Origin of the sequence: Bradyrhizobium sp. SZCCHNRI2009 (assembly GCF_032485115.1) — a bacterium.
Classification (GTDB): domain Bacteria; phylum Pseudomonadota; class Alphaproteobacteria; order Rhizobiales; family Xanthobacteraceae; genus Bradyrhizobium.
Genome location: NZ_JAUEUH010000001.1, coordinates 105,593 through 129,907, shown reverse-complemented (window position 1 = coordinate 129,907; position 24,315 = coordinate 105,593). Strand labels below are relative to the sequence as shown.

The window sequence follows — 24,315 nt, the reverse complement described above, 5'->3', positions numbered from 1 at the left end:
GAGTTGAGACTCTTAGGGCAGGTTAGCCGCAGGCGTAACCCGCCGTCTTGATTTGGAAGGCGGCGGATGACGCTGCGCTCATCCGTCTACGACTACGCCCTCCTCACGCCTGCTCGATCGCGGCCGGCATCTTCGCCACCGACATCAGCGAGCGCGCGACCTGGTTGAGGAGCTGGTCGGCGTTCTCCTCCTCGGCCAGCGACTTCGACAGCAGCGCAACGACGGCGCTGTGGCGGAGCTGCTGGGCGAGGTTGCGCGCGGTGGTGTAGCCGGAGATCTCGTAATGCTCGACCCGCTGCGCGGCGCCGATCAGTGCGAGGTCGGCGGCGGCATCCTCCTTGTCCTCGCTCTGGGTCATGATCTCCTGGCCTTCCTCGATGAGGCCCATCATGCCCTTGCAGGGTTTTGCGCGCGGCGTCTTCCCAAGAAGCTCGAAGCACTCGTTGATGCGCTCGATCTGCGCTTCCGTCTCGGCCAGATGCTGCTCGAACAATTCGCTCAACTGGTCGAAGCGCGCGGCCTCCGCCATCTTCGGAAGCGCCTTTGTGAGCTGCTTCTCAGCATGCAGGATGTCGCGCAGCTCGTCCATGAGGAGATCGCTGAGGCCGGATTCGTCGGCCGGCGGCGAGCTTTCGGTGACAATCGCAGAGGCTGCTCCGGGCTCGCCGGCCTGGATCGCCGGCGATTCCGTGAACACCCAGTCGCCGCCCTCGTTCCAAGGGCCCCGGGTGTCGATCTCGCCGTGGTCCCCGGCGCCGGTGGAATCGTTGAAGAACTGATCGACCAGGCCCGGCGTCGGCGCGAGGCGGCCGATGCTGAGGGCGGGCTTGCCCATGCTCTCCAGCGCCAGCGCGAACGCCTTCATGTGGGTGATCTCGCGCGTCATCAGGAATTGCAGCGCGTCCTTGGTTCCGGCATCGTCGGTGAAATTGATCAGCCGCTCATAGACGATCTTGGCGCGCGCTTCCGCGGCGATGTTGCTGCGCAGGTCGACGTCGAGCTCGCCGGTGATCTTGAGATAATCGGCGGTCCACGGATTTCCCTGCGAGTTGAACAGGTTGACGCCACCGCCGCCGGCGATCGCAATGAGCGGATCGGCCTCGGCGGCCTCGCGGTCGAACTTGGCGGGCTTCAGGTGCATGCGGGCGAGCGTGCCGACCACCTCGAGATGGCTCAGCTCCTCGGTGCCGATATCCATCAACAGATCCTTGCGGTCGGGATCCTCGCAATTCAGGCCCTGGATCGAGTACTGCATGGCCGCGGCGAGTTCGCCGTTGGCGCCGCCGAACTGCTCGAGCAGCATGTTGCCGAAGCGCGGATCCGGCTCGTCGACACGGACGGTGAACATCAGCTTCTTGACGTGGTGATACATGGAAGGCCTCGGACGTTTGGGCGGGGGACGCATTGTCCGAACGGCGCGGGTACATGGTTGTTCCTTACCTCCGTGCCGGAACCTGCCCGTCAGTGGGAGCTAGATTGGCGCCATATGCACGCTGAGCCACACTGAGCAATCCGCGCGAACCCGCTACGGCCCCCCGTTGCGATCCATGCGGCCGGCTTAAAATGCGGTGACTTTGCGACGACATCCTGTTGGCAGTTGGGCCGCGGCCCTTGCTAAGCTTTTCCCTGCTCGCCTAAGCTGTGGTGCTGGAGAGTGAGATGTTGATGCGGACACCAGCCAGGGAGAAACCCGGTCTCGGCGAGCGACTTCGCCGCGTCATCGGACGGCTTCGCGCGCACGCATCCTCGCTCGCGTCCTCGTCGCTCACGATGACGGCCGCACCGCGACCCTACTCCTATCACTTCGCCGAGGAGCCCGACGACAGCAACATGGACGTCGCGCTCGCGGCGCTGATCGACCAGATCGAGCGGCCGGCGATGACGTCGCCGCCGAAGTTCCCATCTCTGGCGCGCGTCACTGCGTCTCGCCAGGCGCCGCACATCCCGGTCTATGAGCGGCCCCCCTATTTCGGCGTCACGCCGCGTGACATTGCGCCGCGCCCCGTCGAGGTCGAGCCCCGGCGGCTGCCCACCGAAGACCCCGTCGAGCGGATCACACCGGAGGAGGAGCTGTCGGAGCTGCGCAAGGAATTCATGAGCGTAATCTCGGCCCGGCTCGGCTCGCCCGAGGATCATCTGGCAACGATCAGGACGCTGCTCAGGTCGGTGAAGTAATGTGGGGCCGCAGCAATATCGGCAGGACGGTCGAGGAACTGACCGACCATCTGCGGCTGGTCGATCACGTGCGCGCGCTGCAGGACGGCCAGAAGGAGATCGCCGAGGCGATCCGCGCCGTGAACAGCCGCCTGACCTCGATCGAGGCCGAGTTCAGGGTGCTGAAAGCGGAGACGCAGCGCGACGCGCTGCGCGAGGTGCAGCACGCCGTGCAAGGCGTTCAGACCTCGATGCATGACGAGTTGACGCGGATGGCGACGCGGCTGGCGGTGCTCGAGCAGGCCTTGCGGCGCGAAGCCGTGCGGCAGCAGGCGCAACCTGCCACACCGCGCGCACCCGGCACGCTGCCGCGCCTGGACGGGGCGCGGTGAGGCGCGGGATGCCGCGCGCGACCGCAAGCCGGGTCAGCGCAGTTTCGCCGTGCGGCCCGCAACGTCGACGATGACGCTGCCGCGCTTGGCATTGTCCTCCGGAACATAGGCTTCGCCGGGCGCGAGCTTGCGCATGTCCTGCGCATCCTTCGGCTTCGGAAAGCCCTTGCCGCACGCGGTGCCGATCGTCTCGCGGTCGGCATAGGTCACGTCGGCGACCACGGTGCCCGGGCGCGGACCGGGCGCCAGCTTCGACAGGTCGAAATATTTGATCGGCTCCGCGCAGGTCACGACATTGGCCATGTCAGCCTCCGTCGTATCCTCGGCCTTCAGCAGAAAGTCGTTGGACATCGTGATGGGCTCGCGGCCGCCCCCGGTGAAGCCGATCCGGGCCACGGCGCTTTCGAGAACGCCCTGCCCCATGTGGCCGACCAGGCAGACCAGCGTATCCACTCCGTCGCTCTTGCCGGCCATCACACATTGGTCCACCCGCATACCGGGCTGGAAGCCACGAAACACGAAGGTCGCGCCGGTCTGCTCGAACAGCACCGAACCGCCGAAATCGTTCGCGCGCGACTCGCATTCGCTTTCATAGGTGACGACCAGCAGCGGATTGCCGGATACGAGGAAGCGACCGAGATGGCGTTGCGGCTTCAGCGTGACATCGCAGCCACGCTCGTCGGCCTCGGGATAGGATTTCGCACGCTTGCACTTGGCGCCCGCGATCGCGCCCGGCGCGCACAACAGCGACAACAGCGCGCGATCATTGGGGGCCGCGCCCGCACGCTCCGTGAACACGGCGCACAGCAGCAACGCCATCAGCACCGAAAAGAACTTCGTCATGTAATCAACCCTGGGGTTCAAGCTGTGACGATCACAGCCTGGCTCCCGACCTCATCCTGCTCCGATGCGACCGCAAACCGGTCATCAACCATGAATGCATGACGCCTTGCCCGCGCGACGGGATGCAACCTTCCCGTGTTTTCGTCGCATGCTCAGCCCTTGGCGCGCTCAGCAGATGATGTAGGCTGAGGCGAGAACAACGACTCGAAACGACCGGTAGCATCGCAGCCGCCGGCGCACGCGCATGAGGGGCCCATGACCGACCATCTGATCGTGACCGACGAGGGCGAGACGCGGACGATCAAGCTCAGGCGCCCGGAGAAGAAGAACGCGATCACCCAGGCCATGTATCTCGGCATGAGCGATGCCATCGACACCGCGCAGAACAATCCGCTGGTGCGATGCATCATCATCACCGGCGGCTCCGGCGTGTTCACGGCCGGCAACGATCTCGAGGACTTCCTGCATGCGGGGGCGGCCGGCAATGACGCCGCGCGCACCTCGGCGGCGACCAAGTTCCTGTATTCGCTGGCGCATAACGTCAAGCCGATCATCGCCGCGGTCGACGGCGTCGCGATCGGCATCGGCACGACGATGCTGTTCCACTGCGACTACGTGCTGGCCTCGACCACGGCGACGTTCTCGACGCCCTTCATCCATCTCGGCCTGGTGCCGGAGGGCGCCTCGAGCCTGCTGATGCCGCGGACCATGGGCTATCAGCGGGCGTTCGCGATGCTGGTCATGGGGCGCACCATGACCGCGGCCGACGCGCAGATCGCGGGCTTTGTCAACACGGTGGTAGCGCCGGGCCATACCGAGGTCGAGGCGCACAAGGTGGCGCGCGACATTTGCCGGCTGCCGGCCGAGGCGGTGGCGATCGGGCGCAGGCTGATCCGCACCGCGCCTGACGAGCTCACGCGCCGGATCGACCAGGAGGCCTATCTGTTCGCCGAGCGCATGACCTCCGAGGAGGCGGTCGGCGCGTTCAAGGCGTTCCTGTCGCGCAAGAAGAAGAAATGAGCGGGGCCGCGGCGGGCGCGCATGGCGCAGTTTGATGTCATCGTGATCGGCTGCGGCGCGGTCGGCAGCGCCGCCGTGCTGCATCTCGCCAAGGCCGGGACGCGCGTGCTCGGCATCGACCGCTTCCAGCCGCCGCACCGCTTCGGCTCGACCCATGGCGAGACCCGCATCACCCGCGCGGCGATCGGCGAAGGCGTCGACTACACGCCGCTGGCGCAGCGCTCGCACGTGCTGTGGCGTGAGCTGGAGCGCGAGACCGGCGCGCATCTGTTCGAACAATGCGGCTGCCTGTTCATCCCGAGCCAGGACGGCGGCGAGGTCCACGGCGTCTCTAGCGCGCAGTTCTTCAGCAACATCGAAACCGCCGCGAGGCTGCACGGCGTCGACGGCGAGACGATCTTGCCGGAGCGGCTGCGCGCCGACTATCCGGCCTTCGCCATCGCGGCGGGCGATCGCGCCTTCCTCGATCGCGAGGGCGGCTATCTCATGGTCGAGGACTGCGTCCGGGCAGAGCTCGCGGTCGCCACGCGGCATGGCGCGGAGCTCATGACCGGCCGGCGCGTGACGGCGTTTCGCCGTGCCGCCGGCGCCCACATCGTGACCATGGACGACGGCACGACGGCGTCGGCCAACAGATTGATCGTCACCACCGGGCCGTGGATCACCGAGCTGATCGCGCCTCTGCGCCGGCGTGTGAATGTCACGCGGCAGGTGCTGTACTGGTTCGAGGTCCTGTCCCATCCCGAGCGCTTCGGGCCGGACACGCCGGTCTTCATATGGGACGTCAGCGGACGCGGGCGGGCGGCGTCCGATATCTACGGCTTCCCCTGGCTCGGCTCGCCGGACAACGGCGTGAAGATCGCCAACGAGGTGCTGACCGGCGAGACCGATCCCGACCACGTGTCGCGGGCGGTGACGGCGGACGAGATCGCCGAGGTTTACGAGACCTATGTCCGCCCCTTCGTGCCGGATCTCGGCCCGCGCTGCCTACGCAGCGAGGTCTGCCTCTATACCAACGCGGCGGGCGGCCGCTTCGTCATCGACCACGATCCAGGTGACGCCGAGGTGATCTACGCCTCGGCCTGCTCGGGCCACGGCTTCAAGCATTCGCCGGCCGTGGGCGAGGCGCTCGCGGCGATGGCCCGGGGCGAGACGCCGCGCGTCGACCTCTCCGGCTTCACGCTGGACCGGCTGGCCGTCGCCGATCCAGCATAGCGGACGGCGCAACTACTTGCCGGACTGCAGCGCCGCCGTCTGCTTGGCCAGCCCGTCGTCGAACTGCGTCTCGAGCTTGTCGAGATAGGCGTTGAACTCACCCGGCTTGACGAACGGGTTGGGCGCGCCGTCGGCAATCTTCGCTCGCTTTCCGGCCATGTCGTACATCTCCGGATGCGGCGCCAGCAGGATGTCGGGATGCGCGGTCTTGGCCCAGGCGAAGGTCTTCTTGTAGTCGTCGACGATGCCCGGATAGGTGGGACGGCCGACCAGCCGGTTCAGCGCCACGGTGGCGCTACAGAAGAAGATCAGGCTGCGGGTGGCGTCGCCATCCTTCACGTCGGTCGTCCAGCTGGTGCAGCCCGGCGAATGGCCCGGCGTCTCATGCGCCGTCAACGTGACGCCGCCGAGCGTGACGGTGTCGCCCTCGCGCACGGCGCGGTCGACCTTGACCGGCGGGAAGCCGAGATAGCGCTCCTCCTCGCGGCCCGGATAGAAGCCGCCTTCCAGCAGCGGCACGTCCTTGGCGCCCGCCACCATCTGCGCCCCGGTTTCCTGCTTGATCTGCGCCAGCCCCCCGGTGTGGTCGATATGGGCGTGGGTGTTGAGGATGTATTTGATGTCGGCGACCTTGAAGCCGAGCTTGCCGATGCTGGCCTCGATCTGCGCGGTCGATTCCGGCATCACGGTATCGATCAGGATATGGCCCTGCGGCGTGGTGATCAGGTAGGAAGCGAGCCCGTTGGTGCCGACGTAGTAGACGTTGTCGATCACCTTGAACGGCTCGGTCGGCTTATTCCACGCCGCGACCATCTGCTTCATCAGGTCCGGCAGCGATTGCGCTGCAGCGGAGCCGGCGGCCAGCGACAATGTCGCCGCGAGCAGCATCATTCTTTTCATTCCGGCCTCCCGATGTATTGGTGTTATGAAATCGTTTTATGTCATTGCGACCGCGGCGGGGCAATCGCGCTTCGTCCCGCGGCCCCTGCATCACACGTGACCCTGCCATGAGCCGTCTCTCCCGCTTCGCCCTTGCCTGCCTGCTGACCGGCGCCGCCGTTGCAAGCATCGTCGGCCCGCCAGCATCGGCCGAGGACGAGCCGATAGCGTTGCGCATCCTCGCCATCAACGACTTCCACGGCAATCTGGAGCCGCCCTCTTCCGGCATCCGCGTCGCCGATCCCGCCGATCCAACCAAGACCACCGTTGTTCCAGCCGGCGGCGCCGAGCACATGGCGAGCCTCGTCAAGCTGCTCGCCGACGGCCAGCCCAACACGATCTTCGTCGCAGCCGGCGACCTGATCGGTGCGAGCCCGTTCCTGTCGGCGATGTTCCACGACGAGCCGACCATCGAATCGATGTCGCAGATGGGGCTCGCCCTGTCGGCGGTCGGCAATCACGAGTTTGACGAGGGCAAGGCCGAGCTGCTGCGGATGCAGAACGGCGGCTGTCATCCGACCGACGGCTGCCGCGGGCCGCAGCCGTTCACCGGTGCCAAATTCCACTATCTCGCGGCGTCGACGTTCCTCGCCGGCACCGACAAGACGGTGTTTCCGCCCTATGAGATCCGCACCTTCGAGGACGTTCCGGTCGCCTTCATCGGGCTGACGCTGAAAGGGACCCCGGGCATCATCTCGCCGGCGAGCGCGGCCGGCCTCGACTTCCGCAACGAGGCCGAGAGCGTCAACGCGCTGATCCCGGAATTGAAGGCCAAGGGCGTGCAGGCGATCGTCGTGCTGATCCACGAGGGCGGCTGGCCGTCCGGTGGCATGAACGAATGTCCCGGGCTGTCGGGGCCGATCGTCGACATCGTCAAGGAGCTCGACAGCGCGGTCGACATCGTCATCTCCGGCCACACCCATCAGGCCTATGTCTGCACCATCGACAAGCGGCTCGTCACCTCGGGCGACAAGTTCGGCACGCTGGTGACGGCGATCGACGTCAAGCTCGACCGCACCACGCGCGACGTGATCAGCGCCACCGCGACGAACATCGTCGTCGACACCAGCCTGCCGAAGGATCCGGCGCAGACCGCGCTGATCGACGCCTATGAGAAGCTCGCGGCGCCCTACGCCAATCGCCCCGCCGGCGTGCTCACCGCGACGCTGTCGCGGCTGCCGAACGCCTCCGGCGAGAGCGTGCTCGGCGACGTCATCGCCGATGCCCAGCTCGCAGCGACAGCCGCGGCGGACAAGGGAAGCGCGGTCGTCGCGATGACCAATCCCGGCGGTATCCGGACAGATCTCGTTCGTCGAGACGACGGCGCGGTGACCTATGCCGACGTGTTCGCGAGCCAGCCGTTTCGCAACCAGCTGATGACGGTCACCCTGACCGGTGCCGAGATCAAGGCCGCGCTGGAGCAGCAATGGCTCGACCCGGCGCGGCCGCGCATCCTGCAGGTCTCCAGCGGTTTCTCCTATGCCTTCGATGCGAAACAGTCCGCGGGCGCGCGGATCGATGCCGCCAGCATGATGCTCGAGGGCAAGGCCATCGATCCCGCCGCATCCTACCGGGTCACCATCAACAACTACCTCGCGCTCGGCGGCGACGGCTTCACCGCGTTCAAGAGCGGCCGCGATCCGATCACGGGACCCTATGACGACGAGGCGCTGTTCGCCTATCTCAAGGCCAACAGCCCGCTGGCCCCGCCGCCGCGCGGTCGTATCGTCAACAAGGCTTCGTGACGCCTGCCGCGCCGGGCGGAAAGCCGGTCATATCGCCCGCGGGGCTCTTTCCGAGGCTGCGTTCAGCGCATAGATTGGGCCCTCCCGCAACGCGCGAGTGGCAGAGCCCTGATGTCGACGCTGTATCTCTCTCATGAAGCCTGCCTCGATCACGCCACGCCGTCCGGCCACCCCGAGCGCGCCGACCGCCTGCGCGCCGTCGAGGAGGCCCTGACCGAGGAGCGCTTCGCCCTGCTCGATCGCGACGAGGCCCCGGAGGCCGACATCGAGCTGGCCCTGCTCTGCCACAACGAGCACTACGTCACCGAGCTGCGCCACATGGCCCCGACCTCGGGCATCATCTATCTCGACGGCGATACCTCGATGTCGCCGGGCACCTGGGAGGCCGTGATGCGCGGCGTCGGCGGCGCCGTCGCGGCGACGGAGTCGGTGATGTCCGGCCGCCACCGCAACGCCTTCGTGGCGGTGCGCCCGCCCGGACATCATGCCGAGATCGCCAAGCCGATGGGCTTCTGCTTCTTCGACAATGTCGCGATCGCCGCCCGCTACGCCCAGCGCACCTTCGGCATCGAGCGTGCCGCCATCGTCGACTTCGACGTCCACCATGGCAACGGCACCCAGGACATCTTCTGGGCCGACAAGAGCGTGATGTACTGCTCGACCCATCAGATGCCGCTGTTCCCGGGCACGGGTGCCCGCGGCGAGCGCGGCGAGCACGACACCATCGTCAACGCACCGCTGGCCTCCGAGGACGGCAGCCTCGAGTTCCGCTCCGCCTTCGAGAACCTGATCCTGCCGCAGCTCACCAAGTTCAGCCCCGAGCTCGTGATCATCTCGGCCGGCTTCGACGCCCACTATCGCGACCCGCTGGCGTCGCTCAACCTGCGGGCGGAGGATTTCGGCTGGGTCACCCGCAAGCTGATGGAGCTCGCCGACAAGACCGCCGGCGGCCGCGTCGTCTCTGTCCTGGAGGGCGGCTATGACCTTCAGGGACTTAAGGAATCCGTCGCGGCCCACGTTGCGGCGCTGACCGGGGCGTAATCCCCAGGTTCCAGCCGATCCACCCCGGCAGGGCCTGACAGGGCCGCGAGCGGGGTGTAAAAGCACGGCCCCGGAGTTGAGTGAGCTGCAGGGAACCCGCATGGCGGACAACACCGTAACCGACGTCAAGAAGCTGTCGTTCGAGCGCGCGATCGAGGAGCTGGAATCGATCGTGAAGCGCCTCGAGGACGGCAAGGTGCCGCTCGAGGAGTCGGTGGCGATCTATGAGCGCGGCGAGGCGCTGAAGCGGCGCTGCGAGGAGCTGCTGCGCCAGGCGGAGGCCCGGGTCGAGAAGATCACGACCGACGCCAGCGGCCATGCGGTGGGAACCGTGCCGCTCGACGTGCAATAGCGGCTTGCGGCCGACCGGCCGTCTCCGAGCGACAGTCCGGATTTATTTCGCTGGTTGTGGCCCGACGCGACACGCGGGCAAAGCGCCTCCCATTCGTGCAATTCAGCCGCGCATCGGTGCAACTGCATCGTCAATGGGCTTGGCCGCCAAGTGTCCCCCGGCGAAGTCTCTGCCACCGCGTTCACCGCTCGAGAGTCAGCGCGACGTCCTTCGTTTACCATGCGACACGATTGGATCCGGGCAGTTCGCCGTGGCGCCCCCCGATCCTACGATCGTGCCGTTCCGCGTCTGCGATCGTCCGGCCCGATCATGACAATGTGCTTGGCTCGCAGGTCTTCCGCGTCCGCTTCGTGACGATCCACGAAAGGCCGCACGCCTGCGACTTCTTCATGATCGTCTGCGGACCGATCCCCTGACGCGGACGCATGGCTCACCGTACCGCGGCGCGCGCAATCGCCGCATCGGCCGATTCTGCGGCGCGGGAAAAAGCCTGGACCGAGTTCGCGTCCCCGGTCTATTCCGGAGCGACGGCTGCCGTCGATTTGAGCAGAGCAATGGAACCTCCGGCATGCCGCCGCGGTTGAGACGTGGCGCAAAGGTACCGTTTGCGGGCTTGCCAACTCCCGCCGGGTTGGCTTTAAGACGCACTTTGGTGTAAAGCTTCTCGCAACTGCGGGTTTTTGGAAGTGTCCATCCTCTCCGGAGAGAGGAATCTAAGCGCTTGCAAGAGCTAGCAAAACTGACTTGGCTGAACGACTTGGCGATCTTGGGCGACTAACGAGGACGGCAAGGCCACCAAGAGTGACTTACATCACATAGATCGATCCCAAACCCGGCTAGTCTTCGGACTGCGGCTTCGATCCGCGCGGATGTGACCTTCAAGACCTCAGGTTTCGCCGCCCGTTACGATGAACCTCTCAGATGTCGGCCCTTGAACCCGACCTGCAAAATTGGAATGTCACCGTGACCACATTTAGTAAGACGCCGCTTCTCGACACCATCAAGACCCCGGAAGATCTGCGCCGGCTGAAGGTCGAGCAGGTCCGGCAGGTCGCCGACGAATTGCGCCAGGAGACCATCGACGCGGTCTCGGTGACCGGCGGCCATTTCGGCGCTGGTCTCGGCGTGGTCGAGCTGACCACGGCCATCCATTACGTGTTCGACACCCCGCGTGACCGCCTGATCTGGGACGTCGGCCACCAGGCCTACCCGCACAAGATCCTGACCGGACGCCGCGACCGCATCCGCACCTTGCGCACCGGCGGCGGCCTCTCCGGGTTCACCAAGCGCGCCGAGAGCGACTACGATCCGTTTGGCGCTGCGCACTCGTCGACCTCGATTTCCGCCGGTCTCGGCATGGCCGTTGCGCGCGACCTGTCGGGCGGCAAGAACAACGTGATCGCCGTGATCGGCGACGGTGCGATGTCCGCCGGCATGGCCTATGAGGCCATGAACAATGCCGGCGCGATGAACTCCCGCCTGATCGTGATCCTCAACGACAACGACATGTCGATCGCGCCGCCGGTCGGCGCCATGTCGGCCTATCTGTCGCGCCTGTACTCGGGCAAGACCTACCGGACGCTGCGAGATGCCGCCAAGCAGCTCGGCCAGCATCTGCCCAAGGTGATCGCCAACCGCGCCAGCCGCGTCGAGGAATATTCCCGCGGCTTCATGATGGACGGCGGCACGCTGTTCGAGGAGCTCGGCTTCTACTACGTCGGCCCGATCGACGGCCACAACCTCGACCATCTGCTCCCCGTCCTGAAGAACGTCCGCGACATGGAGACCGGCCCGATCCTGGTCCACGTCGTGACCCAGAAGGGCAAGGGCTACTCGCCCGCGGAAGCGGCGGCCGACAAATATCATGCGGTGGCCAAGTTCGACATCGCCACCGGCACCCAGGCGAAGGCCAAGCCGAACGCGCCGGCCTATCAGAACGTGTTCGGCCAGAGCCTGGTCAAGGAAGCCGAGAAGGACGACAAGATCGTCGGCATCACTGCCGCGATGCCCTCGGGCACCGGCATCGACATCTTCGCCAAGGCGTTCCCGAAGCGCACCTTCGACGTCGGCATCGCCGAGCAGCACGCCGTGACCTTCGCCGCCGGCCTCGCAGCAGAAGGCTTCAAGCCGTTCTGCGCGATCTACTCGACCTTCCTGCAGCGCGGCTACGACCAGATCGTCCACGACGTCTGCATCCAGAGCCTGCCGGTGCGCTTCGCCATCGACCGCGCCGGCTTGGTCGGCGCCGACGGCGCGACCCATGCCGGCTCCTTCGACAACGCCTATCTCGGCTGCCTGCCGAACATGGTGATCATGGCGGCCTCCGACGAGGCCGAGCTGGTGCACATGGTGGCGACCCAGGTCGCGATCAACGACCGGCCGAGCTCGGTGCGCTATCCGCGCGGCGAAGGCCGCGGCGTGGAAATGCCCGAGGTTGGCGTTCCGCTGCCGATCGGCAAGGGCCGCATGATCCGCCAGGGCAAGCAGGTCGCCCTGCTCTCGTTCGGCACCCGGCTTGCCGAGTGCGAGAAGGCCGCCGACGAGCTCGCCGCCCATGGCCTGTCCGCCTCGATCGCCGATGCGCGCTTCATGAAGCCGCTCGACGAGGAGCTGGTGCTGAAGCTGGCCCGCGAGCACGACATCCTGATCACGATCGAGGAAGGCTCGGTCGGCGGCTTCGGCTCGCACGTCATGCAGTACCTGTCCGACCAGGGCATGCTGGACGGCGGCCTGAAGATGCGTTCGATGGTGCTGCCCGACGAGTTCCAGGACCACGACACGCCGGCAGCGATGTACGCCCGCGCCGGGCTTGACGCCAAAGGCATCGTCCGCAAGGTGTTCGAGGCGCTCGGCAAGGATTACACGACCGAGTCGGTCAAGCTCGCCTGAGGCGAGCTTGGGTCCCGCAGTGGTGAGCCATGAAGATCTATCTGGCAGGTCCCGACGTGTTCCTGCCGGATGCCATTGAAATCGGCCGGCGGAAGGTCGCGATCTGCGACCGCCACGGCCTGATCGGCCTCTACCCCCTCGACAACAGCATCGACCTCGCCTCCTCCGACGCCTCGCGCCAGATCTTCCATGGCAACGAGGCGATGATGGACGACGCCGATGCCATCATCGCCAATCTCACACCGTTCCGCGGGCCCGGCGCCGATGCCGGCACGGTCTATGAGTTCGGCTACATGGCCGGCTCCGGCAAGCTGTGTCTCGGCTACTGCAACGACCCGGCCGTCTACGCCGATCGTGCCCGACGCTTCACGGCGGTGACGGAGCAGGACGGCCGCCTGGTCGATGGCGAAGGCCTGACTGTCGAGGATTTCGGCCTGCCCGACAATCTCATGATGATCCACGCGCTCGAGCTACGCGGCGCCCCGCTCGTCGCTCCACGCGAACGCCCTGCCGACGTCTGGCATCATCTGGCAGCGTTCGAGACCTGCGTGAGATTGGCGGCGGAGCGGCTGGCGACGAGGACGGTTTGATCCCGGGCCCCTCCGAAGCCGCGAATACGCGCGAACAGCTTGCAACACCCGTCATTGCGAGCGAAGCGAAGCAATCCAGGGCTACAAAGGAGGTCTGGATTGCTTCGTCGCGTCGCTCCTCGCAATGACGGAGTTCAAAATTCATTGCGTCGCCCTCATCTCACCTATCTCGCGATCCGGCCCATGACCCCTGCCCGCAAACGTGCTGACATCCTCCTCGTCGAACGCGGCCTGTTCGAGAGCCGCGCGCGGGCGCAGGCGGCGATCGAGGCGGGGCTCGTGTTCGCCAACGACAAGCAGGTGGGCAAAGCCTCGGAGAACATTCCCGCCGACGCCGTCCTGCAGGCCGAGCCGGCGCATCCCTGGGTGTCGCGTGGCGGCGTCAAGCTGGCGGCGGCGCTGGAGCATTATGGCATCGAGGTCGAAGACCATGTCTGCCTCGATGTCGGTGCCTCCACCGGCGGCTTCACCGAGGTCCTGCTGGCGAATGGCGCGGCGCTCGTGTTCGCGGTCGATGTCGGCCGCGACCAATTGCACCCATCATTGCGCAATCACCCGAAGATCATCTCGATGGAGCAGACCGACATCCGCAGCTACGACGGCAAGCGCCTGCCGCAGCGCCCCGACGTCGTCGTGATCGACTGCAGCTTCATCTCGCTCAAGGCGGTGCTGCCGGTCGCATTGTCGCTCGCGGCCTCGCCGATGAGCCTGCTGGCGCTGATCAAGCCGCAATTCGAGGCGCAGGGAAAGCACGGCAAGGGCGGCATCATCAAGGATGCAAGCGTGCATGCCGCCGTCTGCGACGACATTGCGGCCTTCGCCGCCTCGCTGGGCTGCAGCGACATCGAGATCTTCCCATCATCGATCAAGGGCGGCGACGGCAACGCCGAATTCTTCCTGGGAGCGCGCCGCCATGGTTGAGCGTCTCGTCATCGACCATGTCGGCCATCGCGGCGATGGCGTGTCGCTGTCATCGGGCGAGGCGCTGTACGTGCCCTACACGCTGGCCGGCGAGACCGTCCAGGCGGCCGTCGTGCCCGGGCATCCCGATCGCCGCAAGCTGCTCGCCATGGAGGCGGCGAGCTCCGAGCGGATCGCGCCGTTCTGTGCGCATTTCGGCGTGTGCGGCGGCTGCGCCATCCAGCACTGGGCGCCCGGGCCCTATCAGCATTGGAAGCGCAACATCGTCGTCGAGACGCTACGGGCCGCCAAGGTCGATTGCGAAGTGGCCGATCTGATCGATGCCCACGGCGCCGGCCGGCGCCGCGCCACCTTCCACGCCCGGATGGGCACGCACGAGGTTCTCCGCGTCGGATTCTCGGCAGCCAACAGCCACGACATCGTGCCGATCGACCGCTGTCCGATCCTCGATCCTGCTCTGGATGGTGCGCTGGAAGCCGCATGGGCGCTGGCGGAGGCGCTGAAGCCGACCGGCAAGCCGCTCGACATCCAGGCGACCGCGACCAGCAACGGCCTCGACATCGACATCCGCGGCTCCGGCCCGCTGCCGCCGCCGCGCATCGCGGCCCTGTCCCGCCTCGCCGAACAGCACCGGCTGGCGCGGCTGACGCGCCATGGCGAGCTGGTGCTGATGCGCAATGCGCCCGTGGTTACGATGGGGACGGCACAGGTGACGCTGCCGCCCGGCTCGTTCCTGCAGGCCACCGTGCAAGGCGAGGAGACGCTGGCGCAATTGGTGATGGAGCGGATCGGCAAAGCCAAGCACGTCGCCGACCTGTTCTGCGGCGTCGGCCCGTTCGCGCTGCGGCTCGCCACGCGGGCGCGCGTCACCGCCATGGACAATGATGCCGGCGCGATCGCGGCGCTGCAAAGGGCGTCTGGCACGCCCGGCCTCAAGCCGATCAAGGCCGAGGCGCGCGACCTGTTCCGCCGCCCGCTGATGCCGCCGGAATTGCGCGACATCGACGCCGTCGTGTTCGATCCGCCGCGCCAGGGCGCTCAGGCGCAGGCCAGGCAACTCGCGGCCAGCAAGGTGCCGGTGATCGTCGCGGTGTCCTGCAACGTCACGACGTTCGCGCGGGATATGCGCATGCTGATCGACGGCGGCTACAAGCTCGAGACCGTGGTGCCGGTCGACCAGTTCCGCCACACCCCGCATGTCGAGCTGGTGGCGAGGCTGGTGCGGTGAGCACCGTCAACGGATTTATGAGCGAGATCGGCTTTTTCGGGGAGCGCCAAGCGTTGCCCCTGCAATGACGCACGGAGCTCGCGCATCACGCTCGGTGCGCCCCCTCGCCCCGCTTGCGGGGCGAGGTCGACTGAGAACGCCGCTGACTATGAGCACGAACTCGTAGGCGATCGACCAGCGATGTCGCCTATCCGATGCGCTACCTCACCACGCTGACCTTCACCGGCGCGACGCCGGAGTTGACCATGCCGAGCGCCTGCGCGGCTGAGTAGGACACGTCGACCACCCGCCCCTGCACGAACGGTCCGCGATCGTTGACGCGCACCACCACGGAGCGGCCGGTCTTGACGTTGGTGACCTGCAGGCGGGTGCCGAACGGCAGGCTGCGATGCGCGGCCGTCAGCTCGGAGGGATTGAAGCGCTCGCCGCTCGCGGTCTTCTGGCCTTCCGAATAGTAGCTGGCGAGACCGGACGCTCCGGAGTGCGCCGGCGGCGGGCTGGGCTCGGCCCGCCGGACGCGCACCACTGACTCCGGCGCCTTCTCCGCGCGCTGCACCTGCGGCCGAAATTCGGCTCCGGCTTGCTTCGTCGGCGCCGCCCAGCGCGCCTGCCGGACCGCCGATGATTGCGCGCAGGCTGCGAGCGAAGCCGCCGCCGCACACACCAGCGCTGCCCTGAGAAGTTGGCAAGCGAGCCCTGCACGCGGACCTTGGATGACTGACGAGCGCCTGACGCGCTGCGCGGGACGTGCTGTCCGGTCGATGATACGCATGTTCTGTGCGCCTCCGCCTCAATCCGCTCATGGTCGCGGCCCAATCGCGGCGGCACGGTGGCAAAGGGAAACTTGCGGGAGATGCAACCCCTGGTTTTTGGGAGATTGTGGCTCAATGGCAACAGATCAGCCTGAACAGCGGCCTTGTGGAGTTTTTCCACGCAAGAACTTCATACTGTCATCCTGGGAGAACACGTGAATGCCTGACCCGCTGCTGACCCGCATCGTCGGCGAACTTGCCGATGTCCCGGGACTGCGCGCCATCGCGCTCGGTGGATCACGTGCGCGCGGCACCGCGCAGGCGGGCTCGGACTACGACGTCGGGCTCTACATCGCATCCAGGCACGGCCTCGACACCGACGTGCTGCGCGAAGCAGTGCGGCGGCTCGTCGACGACCCGCAAACGCTCGAACTGACGGCGGTCGGCGGCTGGGGACAGTGGATCGTCGGCGGCGGCTGGCTCAGAATCGACGGGCACAAGGTCGACCTGCTCTATCGCGAGATCGATGCGGTCGGCGGCGTGATCGACGACTGCCGGAAAGGGCGGATCGAGATGCACTACCAGCCAGGCCATCCGCATGGCTTCGTCTCGGCGATCTGGATGGGCGAGGTCGCGCTCTGCCGCCCGCTGCACGATCCCGCGCAACTGCTGGCGGGGCTGAAGTCGCGCTGCACGCCCTATCCGCGCCGCCTGCGCGACGCGATTATTGCGCGCTTCCACTGGGAGATCGCATTCAGCATCGATAATGCCGAGTTGGCTGTCGGGCGTGGCGATCATACCCACGTCGCGGGCTGCGCCTATCGCGCCCTCGCCTGCCTTGCGCAGGTGCTGTTTGCGGTCAACGGGCGCTACCTGATCAACGAGAAGGGCGCGCTCATGGAGGCCGCGACGTTTGGACTGGCACTCGCCGATCTCGCGGCGCGCGTGGAGCTCATCTGGCAATCGATCGGCAATGGCGAATTCGGTGCGGCGCTCCGCAGCCTGCGGGAGGTCGAGGCCGAATTGAAACAGGCGTTGGTCCATGCTGCGACGGCCGGCTGAGATCGGCGCCTTACCAATCAAGTCTCCCCGCGCGCGCGTCTGCTCGGCAGCCCGGGCCTGCGGGTCACCGCCCCCAGCGGTCCTGCCAGATCTTCTCGCCGATCGTGCAGGACACGCGCGGCTCCTTGTCGGCATCGTCGGCGACCGGCACGATGCGCGGCGGCGGTGCGCGTCCGGCAACCTCCATCAGCAGCTTGGTGCGGATGGCTTCCTTGAATTCGTCGCGGCTCTTGATCGTGACCACGAACGAACCGTGGCCGCCGGTCACGCAATCTTTGTAATAGAGATCGAGGTTCTCGATATCCATGGTCGAGTAGGACGGCTCCTTGACCATGATCGGCAGGCCGTTGATGGTGATGCCCTTGTCGACGGCCTCGTCGCGCGCGATCGTCACCGGTGAGGGACCATTGTTGTTGGGCCCATCGCCGGAGATGTCGATGACGCGGCGCAGTCCGCGGTAGGGATTCTCATCGAACAGCGGCATGGCGAAGTAGATCGCGCCGGAGATCGAGGTGCGCGACGCCCGGCGGATCGGCGTCTTCATGATCTCGGCGGCGACGGCGTCGGCACTTTCCGGTCCGTCGATCAGGCGCCATGGAATGATGATCTTCTGGTCGCTCGAGGCCGCCCATTCGAAATAGGTCACGGCGATCCTGCCGTGCACGCCGCTCTTCAGCGCCTGCAGGAACTCGCGCGAGCTGAGCGCCTGGGCGTAGCCTTCGCGCTGGATCGCCAGCTCGTCCAGGTCCATCGAGTAGGACACGTCGACGGCGAGGATCAGTTCGACGTCGACGGACGCTTCCTTCTCGCTCAGCTGCTGCGCCGGCTGGGCCCTCGGCGCTGCCACGACGGTGGCGACGTCGCCGCCAGCCAAGGCGCCCGCCAGACACGCCACCCCGATCGAGATCCACCAGCGCATGAGCTGCCCTCCAATCGCGTCTGATGATGGTGACATGCAATCCGCAGAGCGCAAAGCGGGAACGCACACATCCATTCACATTCCGGTTAGTCCCCTGGGGTTTGCCCGGATGTCAGGCAGCCGCGTGCGCCCATCGCGCAAGGCATGCAGCCCGTGGTTTCCCGGAGCGGCCGAAGCCTGTATCGTGGCGTGACTGCCGCATCCGGAACACAGGCGCGCCCTTAGAATGAACGATGCCGTCACCAAGCCCAAGACGAAGGTACGCACCAAGACCGAGCGTCCGCGGCTCTACAAGGTGATCCTCGTCAACGACGACTTCACGCCGCGCGATTTCGTGGTGATGATCCTGAAGGCGGAATTCAGCATGACCGAGGACCAGGCCTACAAGGTCATGATCACGGCGCATAAGCTCGGCGTCTGCGTGGTGGCCGTGTTCACCAAGGACGTCGCCGAGACCAAGGCGACGCGCGCGACCGATGCCGGCCGCGCCAAGGGCTATCCGCTGCTGTTCACCACCGAGCCGGAGACCTAGAGCATGATCTTTCGGAAAACCGGTTTCCACCTTTCCGGATCGTGCTTCAGGCCGGAGAACTAATCCTCTTCGCGAAGCCCGAACACGCGCTGCTCCGTCGCAAGGCCCGCGATCGGGAACGCGCCGAGATCGGTCCATGGTTCGGCACAGGCTCCGGCGAAAGTCTCCGAGGCGACCACGGTGCGCCTCAGCCGCGCGGCGATCTTCTCCAGCCGGGCCGCAAGATTGACGGCCGGACCGATGCAGGTGAAATCGAGCCGGTTGCCGCCGCCGATATTGCCATAGAGCAGCCGTCCGACATGCAGCGCGACGCCGAAGCGGAAGCGTTCCCCGGTGCCGCTGGCCGCGTATTCGAGCGCATCGACGCGGGCCCGCGAGGCGCGCGCCGCCGCAAGGACGCGGGCGCAGACCTCGGTCGGATCGCCGCCCTGCTCGCGAAACGGAAACACCGCGAGCAGGCCGTCGCCCATGAACTTCAGCACCTCGCCGCCCTGCTCGCGGATCGGATCGACCTGGCAGTCGAAATAGTGGTTGAGGATCGCCACCACGTCCTCAGCCGGCAGGCGATCGGACAAGGGCGTGAAGCCGCGCAGATCCGACAGCCAGATCGCCGCATCCAGCGTATCGGTATGGCCGCGGCGGATCTGGCCGCCCAGGATGCGCTCGCCGGCGCGATTGCCGACATAGGTGTCGAGCAGCATCGAGGCCGTACGTCGAAGCGTGACGATCTCGGTGTAGCGCGCCAAAGCCGGCATCAGCGAGCGGATTGCATTCAGATGCGCGTCGGTGAAGCCTGTTGGAGATTTGGTGGTCCAACTCGACGCGTGGACCGCACGGTCGATGAAGGTCAAAGGAAGAGTGAAATAGTCGGTCACGCCTTCGGCCCGCAGATCCATCAGGATCGGAAAGAGCTCGGCTTCCCGATCGCGAGGATCGGCCCTGAACTCGGTCCCCTGCTCGAACACGCGCGCAAGCGGGCTGTCCCTGTAGGCCGGCGTGCTCTCGAAGCCGAAATCGACCGAGCCCATCTCGACCTCCGCCCCCTGGCGCCAGATGAAGCTGCGGCCGGCGATATCAGGATGAAGGGTGCGGACGAACACGCCCACGCGCCACAGCGGCACGCCGAGCCCGACCAGACGATCGCAGCATTCGGACATCATCTGGCTCGGCGTCGCCGCTGAGCGCGCGCCGTCGACCAGCCAGTCCTTGATGTCCCGCAGCTTGGAAGTGTCCATGGGACGACACTAGGCGAGCAGCGTGGCAACAGCAAACAGCCGCGGCGGCAGCGTGCGGCTACCCCACCTGGCCGCGATGGCGCAGCAGGTGATCGGCCAACACACAGGCCATCATCGCCTCGCCGACGGGAACCGCGCGGATGCCGACGCAGGGGTCGTGACGGCCCTTGGTCAGGATCTCGGTCTCCTGGCCTGAGCGGTCGACGGTCTGGCGCGGGGTGAGGATCGACGAGGTCGGCTTGACCGCGAAGCGCAGCACGATCGGCTGTCCCGTGGCGATGCCGCCGAGAATGCCGCCGGCATTGTTGGAGAGGAAGCGCGTGCCGTCATTGGCCGAGCGCATCTCGTCGGCGTTCTCCTCGCCGGTCAGCTCGGCCGCGCCGAAGCCGGCGCCGATCTCGACGCCCTTCACGGCGTTGATGCTCATCATCGCCGCGGCGAGATCGGCATCGAGCTTGCCGTAGAGCGGCGCGCCAAGTCCCGCCGGCACGCCCTCGGCGACGATCTCGAGCACGGCGCCGATCGACGAGCCGGACTTCCTGATGCCGTCGAGATAGTCCTCGAAGAACGCCGCCTTGTCCTTGTCGGGGCAGAAGAAGGGATTGCGCGCGACCTCGTCCCAGTCCCAGTTGCCGCGATCGATCTTGTGCGGACCCATCTGCACCAGCGCACCGCGCACCTTCACGTCGGGCAGGACCTTGCGCGCGATCGCGCCGGCGGCGACGCGCGTCGCGGTCTCGCGCGCCGAGGAACGACCGCCGCCGCGATAGTCGCGCAGGCCGTATTTGGCCTCGTAGGTGAAGTCGGCGTGACCGGGACGAAACTTGTCCTTGATCTCGGAATAGTCCTTGGAGCGCTGGTCGGTGTTCTCGATCAGGAGCGCGATCGGCGTGCCCGTGGTGACCTGCACGCCCGTGTCGGGATCAGCCATCACGCCTGACAGGATCTTCACCTGGTCCGGCTCCTGGCGCTGGGTGGTGAAGCGCGACTGGCCGGGACGGCGGCGGTCGAGATCACGCTGGATCTCGTCGGCGGCGAGCGGGATCCGCGGCGGACAGCCGTCGACCACGCAGCCGATGGCCACGCCATGGCTCTCACCGAAGGTGGTGACGCGGAACATGTGGCCGAAGGTGTTGAAGGACATGAGCTGATCACCCAACCGGAAAAACCATCATTCCGGGATGGTCCGAAGGACCAGACCGGACTCTCGAGATTCCGGGTTCGCCTCTGCAAGGCGCACCGGAACGACGGAGACAAACTAACTGTACTTCTCGAACCCGTTCTCGCCGAACACATAGACCGCGCCCTGCTGGATCGGCAGGTCGACGGCGCCGTGCGGCGTCTCGAAGCCCAGCGCGACCATCAGCGCCCGCGCCGTGCCGCCATGGGCGACCGCCACGATATCGCCAGACAGCCCATCGTACCAGTCGCGCACGCGGCGCTCGACGTCGGCATAGGTCTCGCCGCCCTCGGGCGCCAGCGACCATTTGTCGGTCAGCCGCCTGGCATAGAAGGCGGGATCGGCCGCCTGCATTTCCGGCAGCGTCGCCCCTTCCCATTTGCCGTAGCCGATCTCGCGCAGCCGGGCATCGAGCGCATAGCCCTCGGCTGGCAGGCTCAGGGTCTCACGCACCAACTCCATGGTCGCGCGGGCGCGGCTGAGGGGGCTAGCGACGTAGGGCAGGCGCGCCGCATCATGGCCGTTGCGCGCAGCGAGCTCGGCCAGGATGTTGCCGGCCTGCACCGCCTGCACCCGCCCGAGCGCGTTCAGCGGAATGTCCTGCGTGCCTTGCAGCCGGCCGAGCGCATTCCATTCCGTCTCGCCGTGGCGGATGTAGTAGATCGTGGGCCGTGGCATTGCGCGTTGACGTTATTCCTTGGCGCCGACGGAATTGTTCAGCGAGATGTCGGGCGCCTCGGGCCGCTTCATGCCGACGACATGATAGCCGGAATCGACGTGATGCACCTCGCCGGTGACGCCGCGCGACAGGTCGGACAAGAGATACAGCGCGCTGTCGCCGACCTCGTCGATGGTCACGGTCCGGCGCAGCGGCGCGTTGTATTCGTTCCACTTCAGGATGTAGCGGAAGTCGCCGATGCCCGAGGCGGCCAGCGTCTTGATAGGTCCTGCCGAGATCGCATTGACGCGGATGTTCTTCTCGCCGAGATCGGCGGCGAGATAGCGCACGCTGGCTTCCAGCGCGGCCTTGGCGACGCCCATCACGTTGTAGTGCGGCATCCACTTCTCGGCGCCGTAATAGGTCAAGGTGATGATCGAGCCGCCGTCGGTCATCAGCTTCTCGGCGCGCTGCACGATCGCCGTCAGCGAGTAGCAGCTGATCAGCATGCTCTTGGAGAAATTGTCCTGCGTGGTTTCGATGTAGCGGCCGTCGAGCTGGTCCTTGTCGGAGAAGGCGATGGCGTGGACCACGAAATCGATCTGGCCCCACTTCTCCTTGAGCACGTCGAACACCGCGTCGATGGTCGTGGGATCGGTGACATCGCAATGGCCGAGCACGAGCCCGCCGAGCTCGGCCGCCAGCGGCTCGACCCGCTTCTTCAGCGCGTCGCCCTGGTAGGTCAACGCGATCTCCGCGCCGGCCGCGCGCGCGGCCTTGGCGATGCCCCAGGCGATCGAGCGGTTGTTGGCCACGCCAAGGACGACCCCGCGCTTGCCCTGCATCAAACCTGAAATCTGCGCCATGCGGCTTCCCATCGAACTGATTATTAAGGACTGGACGTACACCACCGGTCTGGCCCGGTACAGCCCCATTCCGCCCGCTCTGTGGCAAACTCCCCCGCAGGGCTTGCGGTCCGGAATACGCTGATCATCGCGGGGTTATGATCTTTGCAAGACGCCGGCTGCGGCCTGCGCCCTTGTCATCGCAGCGAACAGCCGCAGGGCATTCCATGAACGCGTTCCGCCAGAGCGTCGAGACCATGATTCCGGCACTGCGCCGTTATGCCCGGGCGCTGGCGCGCGACATGGACGCGGCCGACGAACTGGTCCAGGACACGCTGGTGCGGGCGCTGCGCTCGGAGCGGCTGTTCCTGGGCGGCGACATCAGGAGCTGGTTGTACACGATCCTGACCAATCTGAACAAGAACCGCCGGCGCTCCTTGGCGCGGCGGCCGCACTTCATGCCGCTCCAGGACGACAATGCCGACGCCAGCGGCACCGAGGCCGAGGGCCGGGACATCGAGCGCGCGCTGGCGACCCTGGTGGAGGAGCAGCGCGCGGCGCTTCTCCTCGTCGTGCTCGAAGGCATGAGCTACCGCGAGGTCGCCGATATCCAGGGTGTCCCAATCGGCACCGTGATGTCCCGCCTCGCCCGCGCCCGCGCCCATGTCCGTGCCGTGCTCGAGGGCGAGCGGCCGGCGCTGCGGAGGGTGAAATGACCACTGCACAAAAGCCGCCCTGCCATGTTCGGCTGCCCAAGCCTGCAGCGACCGCGCATCGCCGCAGCCGCCCGATTGCAACGAGATCCCGATGATGACCGAGCCGACCATTCCCGTCACCGAAGACGAGCTGCACGCCTATGTCGACAACGAGCTGCCGGCCGAGCGCCGCAGCGACGTCGAGCGCTGGCTGGCCGCGCATCCGGCGGACGCCGAGCGGGTGCAATCCTGGCGCAGCATGGCTGAGGCGCTCCATGCCCGCTACGATTCGATCGTCAACGAGCCGGTGCCGCCGCGGCTCGACCTCGACGGCCTGGAGCGCCGGCCGCGGCGCTGGGTCGTCGCGGCCATGGCGGCAAGCGTGGCGGCCTTCGCGGTCGGCGGCGCGGTCGGCTGGGTCGCGCGTGGCGCCGCGTCCTCGCCGTCGCCGCTGCAGGCCCTTGCCGGCGAGGCGCTCGATGCGCACCGGCTCTATGTCGTGGAGGTGCGCCATCCGGTGGAGGTTCCTGGCGACGAGAAGGCCCATCTGCAGCAATGGCTGACGCGGCGCTGCGGTCGCACCGTGCAGGCGCCGGAGCTGGAAACCACCGGACTGAAGCTCGTCGGCGGCCGGCTGCTGCCCGGGCCGACCGGCCCGGCGTCCTTCCTGATGTACGAGAGCACCTCCGGCGAGCGCTTCACGGTGTATGCGACCAAGGTCGGGATCGAGGCGGCCGAGATGCGCTATACGGCGCAGGGCAACACCGCTGCACTCTCGTGGGCGGAGCGCGGCGTCAGCTACGTCGTCAGCGGCGGCAGTGACCGGACGCGTCTCACTCAGGTCGCGCGCCTTGTTTATGACCAGACCGAACGGGCGGGCGGCTAGCGGCGGACCATTGCCCGATTTCGCGAGGTGCCGGCCTCGGCGCGATTACGGCCGTGATCAGAAGCGTTTGCAGGATGGCCGCGAGCGCTGCCCGAGAGGATCCTGATCCCCGCATGGCTCAGGCGGGAGACACGCCAGGGTCGGCGCCGCAATTCGGTCACCGGAAATCTGGAATCAGGTCACCGGCACGTCTCAATATAGCGCCAAATGTTCACGAAAAAA

24 protein-coding genes are annotated in these 24,315 nt (G+C 66.7%); 15 read left to right on the top strand and 9 right to left on the bottom strand.

Translation table 11 applies throughout. The features are described from left to right. Window positions 1–103: 103 nt before the first annotated feature. A complete protein-coding gene (locus tag QX041_RS00655; protein WP_316164265.1) occupies window positions 104–1,372 on the bottom strand; it encodes a DUF892 family protein in 1,269 nt (422 codons plus the stop codon). 293 nt (window positions 1,373–1,665) lie between these two features. On the opposite strand from QX041_RS00655, the gene QX041_RS00650 reads away from it, so the two are divergent. Both QX041_RS00650 and QX041_RS00645 read left to right on the top strand, forming a co-directional pair. Continuing rightward, a complete protein-coding gene (locus QX041_RS00650; RefSeq protein ID WP_316164264.1) occupies window positions 1,666–2,175 on the top strand; it encodes a hypothetical protein in 510 nt (169 codons plus the stop codon). Further along, complete coding sequence (locus tag QX041_RS00645) at window positions 2,175–2,546, top strand: hypothetical protein (RefSeq protein ID WP_316164263.1); 372 nt, start codon at window positions 2,175–2,177, stop codon at window positions 2,544–2,546. Before QX041_RS00650 ends, QX041_RS00645 begins: the two co-directional genes overlap by 1 nt. A gap of 33 nt (window positions 2,547–2,579) precedes the next feature. Here the strand turns inward: QX041_RS00645 and QX041_RS00640 are convergent, their stop codons facing one another. Next, complete coding sequence (locus QX041_RS00640; RefSeq protein WP_316164262.1) at window positions 2,580–3,389, bottom strand: hypothetical protein; 810 nt, start codon at window positions 3,387–3,389, stop codon at window positions 2,580–2,582. Between the two features lie 255 nt (window positions 3,390–3,644). Between QX041_RS00640 and QX041_RS00635 the strand changes: the two genes are divergently transcribed. Together QX041_RS00635 and solA are read left to right on the top strand one after the other, a co-directional pair. Next, window positions 3,645–4,409, top strand: coding sequence for a crotonase/enoyl-CoA hydratase family protein (locus QX041_RS00635; protein WP_316164261.1), 765 nt, complete (start codon window positions 3,645–3,647; stop codon window positions 4,407–4,409). Between the two features lie 21 nt (window positions 4,410–4,430). After that, window positions 4,431–5,624, top strand: a complete 1,194-nt coding sequence (gene solA / locus QX041_RS00630; protein WP_316164260.1) for an N-methyl-L-tryptophan oxidase — start codon at window positions 4,431–4,433, stop codon at window positions 5,622–5,624. A 12-nt stretch (window positions 5,625–5,636) separates the two neighbouring features. Here solA and bla read toward each other — a convergent pair whose 3' ends face one another. Further along, window positions 5,637–6,524: a subclass B3 metallo-beta-lactamase gene (bla, locus tag QX041_RS00625; RefSeq protein ID WP_316164259.1), complete on the bottom strand. Its 888-nt coding sequence runs from the start codon at window positions 6,522–6,524 to the stop codon at window positions 5,637–5,639. Between the two features lie 107 nt (window positions 6,525–6,631). Between bla and QX041_RS00620 the strand changes: the two genes are divergently transcribed. The 7 genes from QX041_RS00620 to QX041_RS00590 all read left to right on the top strand — a co-directional run bounded on the left by QX041_RS00620 (window position 6,632) and on the right by QX041_RS00590 (window position 15,329). Then, window positions 6,632–8,308: a bifunctional metallophosphatase/5'-nucleotidase gene (locus tag QX041_RS00620; protein ID WP_315715546.1), complete on the top strand. Its 1,677-nt coding sequence runs from the start codon at window positions 6,632–6,634 to the stop codon at window positions 8,306–8,308. A 111-nt stretch (window positions 8,309–8,419) separates the two neighbouring features. Further along, on the top strand, window positions 8,420–9,349 hold the full coding sequence (locus tag QX041_RS00615) for a histone deacetylase family protein (RefSeq protein WP_315715545.1): 930 nt from the start codon (window positions 8,420–8,422) through the stop codon (window positions 9,347–9,349). A 100-nt stretch (window positions 9,350–9,449) separates the two neighbouring features. After that, window positions 9,450–9,701: an exodeoxyribonuclease VII small subunit gene (locus tag QX041_RS00610; protein ID WP_315715544.1), complete on the top strand. Its 252-nt coding sequence runs from the start codon at window positions 9,450–9,452 to the stop codon at window positions 9,699–9,701. 963 nt (window positions 9,702–10,664) lie between these two features. Beyond that, on the top strand, window positions 10,665–12,590 hold the full coding sequence (gene dxs, locus QX041_RS00605; RefSeq protein WP_316164258.1) for a 1-deoxy-D-xylulose-5-phosphate synthase: 1,926 nt from the start codon (window positions 10,665–10,667) through the stop codon (window positions 12,588–12,590). A 29-nt stretch (window positions 12,591–12,619) separates the two neighbouring features. Beyond that, window positions 12,620–13,180, top strand: coding sequence for a nucleoside 2-deoxyribosyltransferase (locus QX041_RS00600; RefSeq protein ID WP_315715542.1), 561 nt, complete (start codon window positions 12,620–12,622; stop codon window positions 13,178–13,180). 183 nt (window positions 13,181–13,363) lie between these two features. Continuing rightward, complete coding sequence (locus QX041_RS00595; RefSeq protein WP_315715541.1) at window positions 13,364–14,101, top strand: TlyA family RNA methyltransferase; 738 nt, start codon at window positions 13,364–13,366, stop codon at window positions 14,099–14,101. Beyond that, the gene (locus QX041_RS00590; protein ID WP_316164257.1) at window positions 14,094–15,329 is read left to right on the top strand and encodes a class I SAM-dependent RNA methyltransferase; all 1,236 of its coding nucleotides are present in this window, start codon (window positions 14,094–14,096) and stop codon (window positions 15,327–15,329) included. Before QX041_RS00595 ends, QX041_RS00590 begins: the two co-directional genes overlap by 8 nt. 199 nt (window positions 15,330–15,528) lie before the next feature. Here QX041_RS00590 and QX041_RS00585 read toward each other — a convergent pair whose 3' ends face one another. Next, window positions 15,529–16,101: a septal ring lytic transglycosylase RlpA family protein gene (locus tag QX041_RS00585; protein ID WP_315752056.1), complete on the bottom strand. Its 573-nt coding sequence runs from the start codon at window positions 16,099–16,101 to the stop codon at window positions 15,529–15,531. A gap of 199 nt (window positions 16,102–16,300) precedes the next feature. On the opposite strand from QX041_RS00585, the gene QX041_RS00580 reads away from it, so the two are divergent. Next, window positions 16,301–17,143 (top strand): nucleotidyltransferase domain-containing protein, encoded by an 843-nt coding sequence (locus QX041_RS00580; protein ID WP_316164256.1) that lies wholly within the window; start codon window positions 16,301–16,303, stop codon window positions 17,141–17,143. 64 nt (window positions 17,144–17,207) lie between these two features. Here QX041_RS00580 and QX041_RS00575 read toward each other — a convergent pair whose 3' ends face one another. Next, window positions 17,208–18,062: a DUF1194 domain-containing protein gene (locus QX041_RS00575; RefSeq protein WP_316164255.1), complete on the bottom strand. Its 855-nt coding sequence runs from the start codon at window positions 18,060–18,062 to the stop codon at window positions 17,208–17,210. Window positions 18,063–18,288: 226 nt separating this feature from the next. On the opposite strand from QX041_RS00575, the gene clpS reads away from it, so the two are divergent. Further along, window positions 18,289–18,594 (top strand): ATP-dependent Clp protease adapter ClpS, encoded by a 306-nt coding sequence (clpS, locus tag QX041_RS00570; RefSeq protein ID WP_315715536.1) that lies wholly within the window; start codon window positions 18,289–18,291, stop codon window positions 18,592–18,594. A gap of 59 nt (window positions 18,595–18,653) precedes the next feature. On the opposite strand, the gene QX041_RS00565 is transcribed toward clpS, so the two are convergent. The 4 genes from QX041_RS00565 to fabI form a co-directional block, all read right to left on the bottom strand. Next, entirely contained in the window at window positions 18,654–19,829 is a 1,176-nt protein-coding gene (locus tag QX041_RS00565; RefSeq protein ID WP_316164254.1) for an adenylate/guanylate cyclase domain-containing protein, read from the bottom strand. Between the two features lie 58 nt (window positions 19,830–19,887). After that, window positions 19,888–20,973 carry a chorismate synthase gene (aroC, locus tag QX041_RS00560; RefSeq protein WP_315715534.1) on the bottom strand — a complete coding sequence of 362 codons (1,086 nt, stop codon included), beginning with the start codon at window positions 20,971–20,973 and terminating at the stop codon, window positions 19,888–19,890. A 114-nt stretch (window positions 20,974–21,087) separates the two neighbouring features. Continuing rightward, window positions 21,088–21,687, bottom strand: a complete 600-nt coding sequence (locus tag QX041_RS00555) for a histidine phosphatase family protein (RefSeq protein WP_315715533.1) — start codon at window positions 21,685–21,687, stop codon at window positions 21,088–21,090. 12 nt (window positions 21,688–21,699) lie between these two features. Next, the gene (fabI, locus tag QX041_RS00550) at window positions 21,700–22,533 is read right to left on the bottom strand and encodes an enoyl-ACP reductase FabI (protein ID WP_316164253.1); all 834 of its coding nucleotides are present in this window, start codon (window positions 22,531–22,533) and stop codon (window positions 21,700–21,702) included. Between the two features lie 206 nt (window positions 22,534–22,739). On the opposite strand from fabI, the gene QX041_RS00545 reads away from it, so the two are divergent. Together QX041_RS00545 and QX041_RS00540 are read left to right on the top strand one after the other, a co-directional pair. After that, complete coding sequence (locus QX041_RS00545) at window positions 22,740–23,228, top strand: sigma-70 family RNA polymerase sigma factor (RefSeq protein ID WP_315802311.1); 489 nt, start codon at window positions 22,740–22,742, stop codon at window positions 23,226–23,228. 91 nt (window positions 23,229–23,319) lie between these two features. Then, window positions 23,320–24,093 carry an anti-sigma factor gene (locus QX041_RS00540; protein ID WP_316164252.1) on the top strand — a complete coding sequence of 258 codons (774 nt, stop codon included), beginning with the start codon at window positions 23,320–23,322 and terminating at the stop codon, window positions 24,091–24,093. Window positions 24,094–24,315 lie beyond the last annotated feature (222 nt).